The sequence below is a fragment of the Mitsuokella jalaludinii genome (assembly GCF_928722185.1).
Lineage (GTDB): Bacteria > Bacillota > Negativicutes > Selenomonadales > Selenomonadaceae > Mitsuokella > Mitsuokella jalaludinii.
Genome location: NZ_CAKMXA010000001.1, coordinates 1875265 through 1887937, shown reverse-complemented (window position 1 = coordinate 1887937; position 12673 = coordinate 1875265). Strand labels below are relative to the sequence as shown.

Here is a 12673-nt window from a genome sequence, read left to right as displayed (position 1 = left end):
TGGAAATAATTGCATAATTGTAGTGAAAGTGAAAAAATTAACTTTCCGATGAAAAAAATCACATCGTGTAAGCGTCCTTCACGTACCACGATGATTTTGGCGAGCTCTCCGGCAGAGAATGTGCATTTTTTAACTTACCTGTCGGCACTTCTGCACGCCGTTGTTTTCTTTCGGTTACTATCATAGCACGTTTCACGAGTATTGCAAGTCATTTCGCGCTTTTTTTCACAAAGTTATTGTTCATTCCCATTTTCTGTCAGGTTTCCATTTGTTTTACTTCTATGAATCATGGCTATGTCATTCCATACATAGAAGGAATGTAAAAAAGGACTGGTTCTGAGACAAGATGCACAGAACCAGCCTCTATCCGCATACAACGCCTCGGCTCAATAGCGCTTGCGCTTGACGGATGAGTCGTAGCCGAGCTGTTCGCGGTATTTCATGACGGTGCGGCGCGAGAGCGCGATGCCCTCTGCCTTGAGCAGGGTGCAGAGCTTCTGGTCGGAAAGAGGCTTGCGCGGGTCTTCGCCATGGATCAGGTGTTCGATAGCCGACTTGGCCTGCGCTGCCGCGATATCCTCCCCCGCTACCGATTTCACACTGCGGGCCGTGAAAAAACTGCGCAGCGCGATGACGCCCGTCGGCAGCTCGGCGTACTTATTGGCCACGGCGCGGCTGACCGTCGATTCGTGCACGCCGAGAGTATCGGCCACATCCTTCATCGTCATCGGGTGCAGGAAAGACGGCCCGCGCTCCAGGTAGTCTTGCTGACGGCGCACGATTTCCTCGACGACGCGGCGGATTGTCGTGCGGCGCTGCTCGATGCTGTTGATGAGCCAGGCGGCTGCGCGCAGGCGGCTCGCTATGTACTTCTGCGTCGCCTTGTCGAAGGTATCGGACTGTCGGTAGAGCGCGGAGATATGGAGCTGCGGCACGCCGGCCTCTTCGACTTCGACCTCATAGCCCTTCTCGCCCTTCCGGATGATGACATCCGGCGTGATGTAGGCAGAGTCCGCCGCGCCATACGCGGCGCCGGGCTTCGGATTGAGGCGGCGCACGATGTCAACCGCCATCTGGACCTCGGCGGGGCGCACATGCTCGGTAGCGGCAATCTCCTTAAGGCGGTGCACGGCGACTGCATCGAGATAGCGGTCGATGACGGCGGCGACGAGCCCCTCGTAGATGCCCTGGCGCTGGGCCTGCAGGCGCAGGCATTCGGCGAGGTCGCGCGCGCCGACGCCGGCGGGCTCGAAGCTCTGGATGACCGCGAGAATGCGCAGGACCTCTGCCTCACTGCAAGCCATTGCACGGGCCGCCTCCGCCGTCGGCAGCGTCAGGTAGCCGCGGCTGTCGAGTGAGCCGACGAGGAAGGTCGCCACGGCGCGCTCGCTCTCATTCTCGGTGAACGTGAAATTGACCTGCTCGAGCAGCGCCTCCTCCAATGTTGCGTGAAGCGGTGTCGGCGCATCGAACTGGCGCTCGTCTTCATCGGTGAAGTAGGCCGGCTGCTTGCTGCCGCCGTCGAGGTAGTCGGCGAGCGCCCGGACGTTCACGCTGCCGTCCTGCTCATAGCGTTCCCGACGCCCTGTCGAGTACTCCATCTCGAGCACGGGGTTCTCCAGGTATTCTTTTTCAATGGTCGCGCAGAGTTCCTGTGCGGAGAGCTGCAGGATCTCAATCGCCTGCTGCAGCTGCATCGTCATCGCCAAATGCTGCGAGAGATTCATGCCAAGTGACTGCTCGATGGCGCTCACCCCCTTTCTTGTGCCTATTATACCATAAAAAAAACACTGCACCAATGTTCTCGGTGCAGTGTATGTCCTGTGTGATTGTCAAGGCGAAGCGTCTCTTATGCCTGCTGCTGCGACATGGCAGCGGCGATGGCGGCGCCGAGGCCCGAACCGCCGTTCTCGAGTACGGTGTCGACAAGCGGTGCCGACTCACCGAGCAGCTCGGAGAGAGCGCGCATGATGTTCTCTTTCGCCAGCGGCATCTTCTCGTAGACGGAGCCGTCGATGGCGATGTGCTGCTTCTTGATGGCTTCGTCGCCAGCCAGCTGCCAGATGATGCCGACATAGGTGGCCGTGACGAGACGCGCGGAGCGGACGACGAGTGCCGAGGCGAGCTCCTGCAGGCGCTGGCGGTCGACCTCCTCGAGATCGTGGCCCGTCTTGGCGCTGACGATGCGGCCGACTTCTGCAAGGCCTGCCGTCTCGTCGAGGATGATGTTGCTCATGTCAATGCTCGTGAAGCCGTACTTCTTGCCCTTCTCACCGAGCAGCTCAGCGATGGCCATGCCGAAGAGCTCGCCCATGTAGCGGCCGGAGACCATCTTCTCGAGGCGCTGCTCGCCCGGCTTCTCGGACTGAGCATCAAATTCTGCGTCAAAGCGGTTCGGCGCGAGCTTCATGAATCCGCCGGACTCGAGGTTCAGGATCATCGGGCGCTCTGCCTTGCCCTTGAACGGCTCGAAGTAGCAGGTGTTGTGTCCCGTCGCATAGATGGAGCCGATGTAGGTGTCGGCCTGCTTGTAGGCAGCGGCGAGCAGAACGGCGACCGTGTCGTTGATGACAGCCGTCGGCTCGACATTGTCGATGCCCTGGCGGTGCAGCGCTTCCTTGAGCAGGTCATTGACGACCTTGCCCTCGACGCCTGCCGTAGCGAATTCCTTCGTCCAGATGATGAGCTTCGCGTTGTAGAGGTCCGTCTGCTCCGACGGGAAGGAGAAGGTGTGGCCAAGCAGATACTTCGTCGTGTGGTCGCCCTCGATGGCCTCATCGACGAGTTCTGCGATGAAATCGAACTGCTGCTCGGCCGTCGAGCCCTCGCCGACGAAGTCGTAAACGCCCTCGACGCGCAGCGGCTTGGCGACTTTCTTCAGGACTTCGAACTTGCCGTGACCGTCGAGGCGGATGCGCAGGACGCGGACATTCGTGCCGCCGAAGTCGAGTGCGAGGTACTCGCCCGTCTCCTCGCCCGTCGGCAGACCGACGTACGACTTGAGCATGCGCAGCGACGACTCATCCGGATTGTCAAGGCCCTTGCGCAGGTCATAGCGGAAATCCGCTGCGACCTCATGGAGGCGGTCTCCGTCGACCTTGAATTCTTCGATGATCTCAGCAAACTGGTTTTTGTCAAATGCCATGATTACCTTCCCCTTTATTTGAAATAGAGATAAATGATTCGCGTGTTGATTCAGGAGTCCTGCTGTTCGGCGATCTCTTCGAGATAAGCCCAACGCTCCATGAGGTGATCGAGCTCCGCTGCGAGGCGCGTCTCCTCGCGGCCGAGTTCCGCAAGGCGCGTGTAGTCGGACGCATTCTGCTGCATCTCGAGCCGGACGACTTTGAGCTCGCCCTCTTTGCTCGCGATGACGCCCTCGATCTCTGCGTATTCCTTCTGCTCGCCAAAGCTCAGGCGGCGCTTCGCTTCGCGTGCGGGGCGCTCCTGCGCCCTTTTCGGCTCGCGCTCCTTCTTCGCCTCGGCAGCAGGCGGTGCCTGCTGCGCTTTCTTCGCTTCTTCCTCGCGCTCCTTCTCCTTGTAGTAGGAGTAGCCGCCCGCGTAGAGGCGCAGGCTGCCGTCGGGCTGGTAGACGAAGACTTTGTCGGCCAGGCGGTCGACGAAGAAGCGGTCATGCGAGACGAAGAGGATCGCGCCGCGGAAGTCGTCGATGAACGACTCGAGCACGGACATGGTCTCAAGGTCGAGGTCGTTCGTCGGCTCATCTAAGAGCAGGACGTTCGGCTCCTCCATCAGGATGCGCAACAGGAAGAGGCGGCGCTTCTCGCCTCCCGACAGCCGCGCAATCGGCGTCCACTGGAGCTCGCCCGGGAACAGGAAGCGCTCCATGAGCTCCTTGGCCGAGATGCGCGAGCCGTCCGCGAGCGTGATGGCGCGCGCGGCCTCCTGGATGTACTCGATGGCGCGCAGGCGCTCGTCCATGCTGACGGCGCGCTGCGTGAAGTAGCCGATCTTGACCGTCTGGCCAATCGTCACCGTACCGCTCGTCGACTGCAGGCGCCCCGCAAAGATATTGAGGAGCGTCGACTTGCCTGTGCCGTTGCGGCCGAGGATGGCCACGCGGTCATTGCGCAGGACGGTGTAGGAAAAGTCGCGGATGATCGTCCGGCCGCCCACCTCGTAACTCACATGGTCGAGCTCGATGACGGTACGCCCGAGGCGGCTGCCCGCGAGCCCGATCTCGACCGTGCTGCGGTCGAGGTCGACTTTCTTGTTTTTGACCTCCTCGTAGCGCTCGATGCGGGCGCGCTGCTTCGTCGAGCGGGCCTGTGCACCGCGGCGCAACCACTTGAGCTCGTTGCGCAGGAAGTTCTGGCGCTTCTGCTCGCTGGCCTCCTCGCGCTCGATGCGCGCTTCCTTCTGCTCGAGGAACGAAGAGTAGTTGCCCGTGTAGGTGTAGGCACTGCCCTTGTCGAGCTCGAGGATCTTCGTCGCCGTGTTGTCGAGGAAGTAGCGGTCATGTGTGACCATCAGGAGCGCGCCCTTCTGGCCCCTGAGATACTCCTCGAGCCAGGCGATCGTCTCGCTGTCGAGATGGTTTGTCGGCTCGTCTAAAAGAAGCAGGTCACACGGCTGGATGAGCGCCGTCGCGAGAGCCAGGCGCTTCTGCTGGCCGCCCGAGAGCGTGCCGGCCTTGGCCGTGTAGTCGCCGATGCCGAGCTTCTGCAACACCGTCTTGGCCGTGCTCTCGACCTGCCAGCCGTCGAGCTCGTCAATCTTCTCCGCATACTGCATGATGCGCTTCTGTATCGCGGGGCTCTCAGGGTCCTTGGCCGCCTCAGCCAGTGCGAGCTCGTAGCCGCGCAGGGCATCCATCAAGGGCGTCATGCCGCGAAAGACCTCCATGAGCACCGTGTGCTCCGGGTCGAAGACCTTGTCCTGCGCGAGGTACTCGATGCGCAGGCCGCGCATCGTGACCATCGTGCCGTCATCGACGGGCACGAGCCCCGCGATGGCCTTGAGGAACGTCGACTTGCCCGTGCCATTGACACCGACGATGCCGACCTTGTCCCCCGCATCCATGCTGAGGTTGACCCCGGCAAACAGCTGCTTCTCGCCGTAGCTCTTCGTGAAATTCTCGAGTGTTATGATCATCTGTTATCTTCCTGTTTCCACCTGATACGTCTTATTATACTGTCTTTTTCCCGAAAATCCTAGTACAGGAAACGGAATGAGATTCTTAGATTTTACGGCATGTCGACGATCTCATCGTGCTCCTTCACGAGGTCCTCGGCGCAGTGGATGAGCACGCGCGTGATGCGCACGCCGTCAACTTCTTCGACGTAGAAGAGATTGCCGCCCGCAGCCGCCATCTGGCCGACGCGCGGCGTCTGGCCGATCTGGTCGTAGAGCCAGCCGCCGACAGTGTCGACGTCCTCGTCCTCGATGTCGATCTCGAGGATATCCTCGAGCTCTTCGAGCAGCATCTTGGCGTCGACTGAGAAGATGCGCTTGCCGCGGCGCTCGGCCGTCGGACGCTCCTCGTCGAACTCGTCCTGGATGTCGCCGACGATCTCTTCGACGATGTCCTCGATCGTCACCATGCCGGCCGTGCCGCCGTACTCATCGACGACGATGGCCATCTGGGAGCGCTGCTTCTGCATCGTCTTGAGAAGCACGCTGACATCCATGCTCTCCGGCACGATCAGCGCCTTGCGCGCCAAGCGGCGCAGGTTGGGCTTGCGCCCCTCTGCCATGACGCGCATGAGATCCTTGACGTGCAGGAAGCCGACGATATGGTCCTTGTCCTCGCGGCAGATCGGGTAGCGCGTGAGCTGTTCCTCGAGGATGGTCTGGATGTTTTCCTCCATCGTGTTCTCGAGGTAGAGGCAGACCATATCCGTGCGCGGCGTCATGATCTCGCGGACGTTGAGGTCGGTGAAATCGAAGACGTTGTCGACAAAGTCTACTTCTGTGTCATCGATGAGGCCCTGGCGGTGGCTCTCCTCCATGAGCAGGCGTATCTCCTCCTCGGTGTGGGCATCGTCGCCCTCCGAAGCCGTCTGGAAGCCCATGCGGTGCGCGACCCAGTTGGCCACGTGATTGAGCAGCCAGACGAACGGGTACATGACGCGCTGGAAGATCAGCATGGGCAGCGCCACATTCAGCATGATCTTCTCGACATTCTGGATGGCCATCGTCTTTGGCGTCAATTCGCCGAGCACGATGTGCATCCCCGTGATGATGGAAAAGGCGAGTGCCAGCGAAATCGTGTGGCCGACGACATCGTCGAGGCCGACGGCGTGCGTGATCGGCAGGATCAGCGTCGCGACGGCCGGCTCGCCGACCCAGCCGAGGCCGAGCGAGGCGAGCGTGATGCCGAGCTGTGTCACGGAAAGAGATGCGTCAAGGTGGTCGGTCAGCTTCTTGGCGTACTTCGCCTGACGGCTGCCCTCCTGGATGAGCGTCTCGAGACGCGAGGGGCGTATCTTGACGCAGGCAAACTCTGCCGCGACAAAGAAGCCGTTCATCGCGATGAGGAAGATTACGAGCAATAACTGGAATAATATGGGCACAATGTCCAAATCAGAGGAACCTCCTAAGTCCTAAAAAATCGAAAAACATAAAACGCAAAAACACCGCGTGACAGTCACGCTTCTTTTCTTGATGCTTTCTTGATGCTTTACTTATTGTGTTTCTTGGCCGGTCTTGCCGCGCGCGGGCCATGCTGACGGGTCTGCTTCCCTTTTTTTGCTGGAACAGCCGCCCTGGCATGCGGCAGCCGCTCAAACTCGATGCCGAGCTTCTTGCCGAGCTCGGAGAGCTTGACGGCCTCCTTGAAGTCGATCAAGGTGATGACGGCACCCTTTCGGCCAGCGCGCGCCGTGCGGCCAGCGCGGTGCTGGTAGACCTGCGCGCTCTCCGGGAAGTCGAGGTTGATGACGTAGTCGACGGCGGGGATGTCGAGGCCGCGCGCCGCAAGGTCCGTCGAGAGGAGCAGCTGGGCGCGGCCGCCCTTGATGGCGGCGATGGCCGCCTGGCGCGACTGCTTGGCATCCTTGCCGAGAAGCGACTCCGCGCGGATGCCCTCGTAGCGCAGCTTCGCGAGCGTCTGCTCGGCCGCGAACGTCCTGTTGATGAAGACGAGGCCGCGCTCGATTGGCAGGGAACGCGTGAGCTTGCGCACGCGCTCGATCTTCTCGCGGAACGGTACGGTGACGAAGTAATGATGGCAGGCGGCCATCTCCTCGACCGACGCCTCGATCTCGATGCACTCCGGATGGCCGAGGAACGAAGCGCGGTCGCGCGCCTTCTTCGGGTCGGTCGCCGAGAACATCAAGGCCTGGCGGTCTGCCGGCAGCAATTTTACGACATCGGCTGTCGTCATGTCGTTCTGGTCGTCGAGCAGGCGGTCGAACTCGTCGAGCACGAGGAAGCGCACGCCCGCGAGCTTGAGCTTGCCCTTGCGTGCGAGCTCACAGATGCGGCCGCCCGAGCCGACGACGAGCTGCGGCTTCTCCTTGAGCTTGTCGATCTGGCGTGCGATGTTCGCGCCGCCGATGAGGCCCTGCACGCGGATGCCGAGGCCTGCCTTCTGGCTGAGCTCGCGCGCCTCGCCAGCGATCTGCATCGCCAGCTCATACGTCGGGGCCAGCACGACGGCCTGTGTCTCGCGGCGGTCCTTGTCGAGCTGCATGAGGATGGGCAGCAGGTAGGCGAGCGTCTTGCCCGTGCCCGTCGGCGCCACGCCGAGGATGTCCGTGCCAGCGAGGATCTTCGGGATGGCCTGCTGCTGGATGGGCGTCGGCTCCTTGATGTTCTTGTCGGCGAGGACTGCTGCGAGTGCCTCGCTGACGCCTAAGTCGCGAAAGGTTTCCATATCTTCTCCTTATATCTTAAACAGGTATCACTTCTGTCATTTCGTCATTTCAAGAGCGGCTTGCCGTGGTCATCATCGAAGGTCGCCGTGCACCGCGGATAGTTCGAGCAGCCCCAGAAGACGCCGTTCTTGCCGTGGATGCTGCGCAGATGACCCTCGCGGCAGCGCGGGCAGAGGAAGCTCGACGAGGCCGCATCCTTCTCCATATGCTCCATCGGGCTGGCCGAGTACTTGGGCTTGTCGGCCCAGGACTGCCAAGAGGCATCCTTCTGCTGTGCTGCATAGCTCTTTTCGTCGGCCTCCATGCGCGCGGCGTAGTCGTCGGGCGAGAAGAGCGCGTTGAGCGCGGCGATATCGTCGTACGGCTCAGATGCACTGTGCGAGCTGTACGAACTATATGAGCGGTACGATTGGCTCGCGGCCGGAGCATCAGCCTGACGCGACTGCCAGGCCATCGCAGTGGCCGAGACGGCCGCTGGCGCTGCTCTTCGCGACCTGCGCGCGAGACGCGCTTTCGCGTCCTCAAGGTCGGGCTTGCCCTCCTTATCGTTGCAGGTCATGCGGCACTTCGGGTAGTTCGAACAGCCCCAGAATACGCCATTCTTGCCCTTGCGCTTCGTCAGGACGCCCTGATGGCAGCGCGGGCAGACATTCTCACCCTTGACCTCCATGTGGACGTCACCTGCCTTCGCGCAGAGCTTGCGCGTGAAGGCAATCTGCCCCTGCAGGAAATCGGCAAGGCTCTCCCCGCCTTCCGACATCGAGTGGAGCTTGTCCTCCCAGATGGCCGTCGAGTCGGGGTACGTGAGCTCGTCGGGCAAGGCGTCGACGAGCAGATAGGCCGCGGGCGTCGGCACGAGATACTTCTTCTTGCCCTCGGCCTTCATGAACTTGCGGCGGATGAGGTCGTCGATGATTGTCGCGCGCGTCGCCTCTGTGCCGATGCCGTAGACATCCTTGAGCTGCTTCTTCGCTTCGGGATTCTTGACATACTTGTGGATTTCCTTCATGCCGGCCAAAAGCGTCGAGGCCGTGAAGCGCGTCGGCGGCTTCGTCATCTTCTCGAGCATGCGGCCGCGCTGCCAGGCCACGTCATCCTTCTTCTTCATGGCCGGCAATGTCTTGGCGTTGTCTTCTTTGTCTTCCTTTTCGTCCTCCTCATCGGACTCCTGCTTCTTTTTCTGAGACTGGTACATGACCTTCCAGCCGAGGTCGCGCTCCGTGCGGCCACTGGCCGTGAACGTCTCCTCTTTATAGCTGACCTCGACCTTCGTCTGGTCATAGGTGTGGACGGGATAGAACTGCGCGAGGTAACCGCGCGCAATGAGGTGGTAGAGATTGCGCTCCTCCTGCGTCATCTTCGTGACATCGGCCTGCACCGTCGTCGGGATGATCGCATGGTGCGCCGAGATCTTCTTGTCGTTCCAGGCGCGGCTCTTCTGCTTGGGATTGGCCGCCTTCACCCACACGGCAATCTGCGCGTCGCCGGCCTTCGAGAGGTGCGCGAGGATGGTACTTGCATCGCCGAGCTGGTTCGTCGGCAGGTACTCGCAGTCTGAGCGCGGATACGTCGTGAGCTTCTTCTCGTAGAGCTCCTGCGCCGTGTCGAGGACGAGCTGCGGTGCGTAGCCGAAGCGTTTGCCCGCAAGCACCTGCAGCGTCGAGAGCGAGAACGGCAATGGCTGCGGCTCCTGCTTCTTCACCTTCTGGTACGATGAGATCACGGCGTCATGCGGCATCGCCTCGAAAAAGGCGAGCTTCTCGTCCGCGATCTTCTTGTCGACGAGGCGGTTCTCGCTGTCAAGCCCCGCCATCGTGTCCTGCGGCTTCCACTGCGCCTCGAAGCTGCCGTTTGCATGCTGGAAGGTGCCGCGGATGAGGTAGTAGGTCACGGGCTTGAAGTTCTCGATCTCGCGCTCGCGGCGCACGACGAGCGAGAGCGTCGGCGTCTTGACGCGGCCGATCGGCAGCACGAGGCGCTCATGGCCGGCGCGGCGCGCGGCCAATGTGTAGGCGCGCGAGAGATTCATGCCGATGAGCCAGTCGGCGCGGGCTCTGGCAAGTGCCGACTGCTTGAGATTGAAGAAATCGCGGTTGTCGCGCAGGCTCGCATTGGCCTTCTTGATGCTCTTCTCGTCGAGCGCGTTCAAGAGGATGCGGCGCACGGGCTTCTTGTTCCCGAGGTAGTCGAGCACCTCGTCGACGAGCAGCTGGCCCTCGCGGTCCGGGTCACCGCCGTGCACGATCTCGTCAGCCTTCTCAATGAGCGACTTGACGATGGCGAACTGCTTCTCACAGTCCTTGGCGACAAAGAGCTTCCAGTGCTCGGGGATGATGGGCAGGTCGTCGGCGCGCCAGCGCTTGTATTTCGGATCGTACTCCTCAGGCTCCGCCTGGCGCAGGATGTGGCCGAAGAGCCAGGTCACGACGCCGTCCTTCGTCACGAGGTAGCCATCATGGCGCGCGATGGGCCCCGTCAGGCACTTGGCGAGCTCGCGGCCCACACTCGGTTTCTCGGCAATATAAAGACGCAAGAGTCTTGCGGCCTCCTTTCAATAAAATATAGAAAATAAAACGACACAATCACGAGATGAGCTTGTAGATGCCCCAGACGATGACACCGACCCAGGCCAGCAGGAACACGGTCACGAGTATGCCGGCGAGCTTCGCATGGCGGAGAATGTAGTTGGCCTGGCGCTCGCAGTCCGACCGCACGGGGTACGGCAGCATGCGCATGAGCATGGCGATGGCAGCCGGCACGAGCACAGCATCGTCGAGCATGCCGAAGACAGGGATGGCGTCGGGGATGAGGTCAATCGGGCTCAAGAGATAGAAGATGGCCAGGAGCATCATGCCCTTGACCTTCCGCGGTGTCTGGCGGCTCTTGAGCGAGAGCAGCATGACGAGGATGTCATGCCGGAAAAGGCGCAGTACGCCGAGTAATCGTCCCATTTTGCAAACTCCTAGTTCAAAGTAAATACAGTCTCATTTTACCACACAACGAGCCATGCTGTCTGGAAAGGTGCTGAATTTCGAGAAATTGCCGGAATGTCTTATACAATTATAACATAGGAATTGACAGCATTATTCCTATTTGGTATAATAAATTAACATTTTGACAGATAATAATTCTCTTTGGTAGGTTTGTTTTTACAGGAGGACAACATATGAGCAAGAAGACCTTCCCGCTCTCCAAGGAGCAGCTTGAGGAAATCATCAAGAAGTACCCGACTCCGTTCCACATCTACGACGAGCGCGCCATCCGCAAGAACATCCGCAAGCTCCAGAAGGCATTTGCCTGGGCTCCGCGCTTCCGCGAGCAGTTCGCCGTCAAGGCGCTGCCGAACCCGCGCATCCTGCAGGTCCTGCACGAAGAAGGCGCTGGCACGGACAACAGCAGCCTCGCCGAGCTCGTGCTCTCGGAAGCGTCGGGCTACAAGGGCGAGGAGATCCTGCTGACCTCCAACGACACGCCGGCGGACGAGTTCCAGAAGGCCATCGAGCTCGGTGCCATCATCAACCTCGATGACATCAGCCATCTCGACTACCTCGAGAAAAACGCTGGCCTGCCGAAGATCATCTGCTTCCGCTACAACCCGGGCGACCTCATCGAAGGCAACGACATCATCGGCAAGCCGACGGAAGCGAAGTACGGCCTGACGCGCGACCAGCTCTTCGAGGCCTACAAGATGGCACAGGAGAAGGGCGTCAAGCGCTTCGGCCTGCACACGATGGTCGCTTCGAACGAACGCCGCACGGAGGCCTTCGTCTTCACGGCTAAGCTCATGTTCGAGCTGGCAGTCGAGCTCAAGCGCCGCCTCGGCATCCACGTCGAGTTCGTCAACATCGGCGGCGGCATCGGCATCCCCTACCGCCCGGAAGAGGAGCCTGTCGACCTCGAAGCAGTCGGCGAGGGCATCCACAAGCTCTACAATGAGATGATGGTACCGGAGGGCCTCGGCGACGTCGCCATGATGACCGAGAGCGGCCGCGCCATCACGGGTCCTGCTGGCTGGCTCGTCTCGACGGCAATCCACGAGAAGAAGACCTACAAGGACTACATCGGCCTCGACTCCTGCATGGCCAACCTCATGCGCCCGGCCATGTACGGTGCCTACCACCACATCACGATCGCCGGCAAGGAGAACGAGCCCTGCGACCACACGTACGACATCACGGGCTCGCTCTGCGAGAACAACGATAAGTTCGCCATCGACCGCAAGCTGCCAAAGATTGACATCGGCGACCGCGTGATCATCCACGATACGGGTGCACACGGCAGCGCGATGGGCTTCAACTACAACGGCAAGCTCTGGTGCGCCGAGCTGCTGCTCCACGAAGACGGCAGCGTCGAGCTCATCCGCCGCGCCGAGACGCTCGACGATTACTTCGCCACCCTCAAATACCCGGGCAGCGTAATGTAATTTGTGATTGTACGCACATCCGGAGTAGAAGGCGGAGAGGCATGTATTTCGGCTTCGGCGCTCTGCTGAATGGACCCCATGACCAGATTGCGCATCGATGCCGATTCGCCGCCTGCCACGGCGTTCCGACATCGCATGCTTTGCCACGCCTGTCTTGGGGCCCATCCCTGCGGGCAATCGCTTCGCTTCTGCAGGCGAAACACATGCCTCCCCGCTCAGGGCTATGCAAACTGAGTGGCAGGGCTGCTCGTCACGCAGAGCAAAGAGGGGATGGCCGGGCAAAAGCGAAGCGTTTGACCGTCTGCGTCAAGAATCTATTTTTTCCCGACACACATTTCCTGAGGAAAGAGCGTCGTTCAAGCGCAGCGCGTTTAGCTCTTTCCTCAGGCTGCATTAAAAGGGAAAAAAT

The 12673-nt window shown here is 60.6% G+C and carries 7 protein-coding genes and 1 pseudogene; 1 reads left to right on the top strand and 7 read right to left on the bottom strand.

The features are described 5' to 3' along the window. Nucleotides 1-386 precede the first annotated feature (386 nt). The 7 genes and pseudogenes from rpoN to QDI87_RS11765 form a co-directional block, all read right to left on the bottom strand. Entirely contained in the window at nucleotides 387-1754 is a 1368-nt protein-coding gene (gene rpoN / locus QDI87_RS08755) for an RNA polymerase factor sigma-54 (protein WP_278743000.1), read from the bottom strand. Between the two features lie 95 nt (nucleotides 1755-1849). Further along, complete coding sequence (locus QDI87_RS08750) at nucleotides 1850-3145, bottom strand: hexokinase family protein (protein ID WP_278742998.1); 1296 nt, start codon at nucleotides 3143-3145, stop codon at nucleotides 1850-1852. 50 nt (nucleotides 3146-3195) lie between these two features. After that, complete coding sequence (locus QDI87_RS08745; protein ID WP_278742995.1) at nucleotides 3196-5115, bottom strand: ABC-F family ATP-binding cassette domain-containing protein; 1920 nt, start codon at nucleotides 5113-5115, stop codon at nucleotides 3196-3198. 92 nt (nucleotides 5116-5207) lie between these two features. Next, a complete protein-coding gene (locus tag QDI87_RS08740) occupies nucleotides 5208-6545 on the bottom strand; it encodes a hemolysin family protein (RefSeq protein ID WP_270527948.1) in 1338 nt (445 codons plus the stop codon). A 98-nt stretch (nucleotides 6546-6643) separates the two neighbouring features. After that, entirely contained in the window at nucleotides 6644-7840 is a 1197-nt protein-coding gene (locus QDI87_RS08735; RefSeq protein WP_278742990.1) for a DEAD/DEAH box helicase, read from the bottom strand. Nucleotides 7841-7884: 44 nt separating this feature from the next. Then, complete coding sequence (locus QDI87_RS08730; RefSeq protein ID WP_278742987.1) at nucleotides 7885-10374, bottom strand: DNA topoisomerase 3; 2490 nt, start codon at nucleotides 10372-10374, stop codon at nucleotides 7885-7887. Between the two features lie 210 nt (nucleotides 10375-10584). Next, nucleotides 10585-10672, bottom strand: a pseudogene (locus QDI87_RS11765) (DUF1232 domain-containing protein); the annotation flags it as partial. A gap of 335 nt (nucleotides 10673-11007) precedes the next feature. Here QDI87_RS11765 and QDI87_RS08720 point away from each other — a divergent pair. Then, nucleotides 11008-12264: a diaminopimelate decarboxylase family protein gene (locus QDI87_RS08720; RefSeq protein ID WP_278742984.1), complete on the top strand. Its 1257-nt coding sequence runs from the start codon at nucleotides 11008-11010 to the stop codon at nucleotides 12262-12264. Nucleotides 12265-12673: the final 409 nt, after the last annotated feature.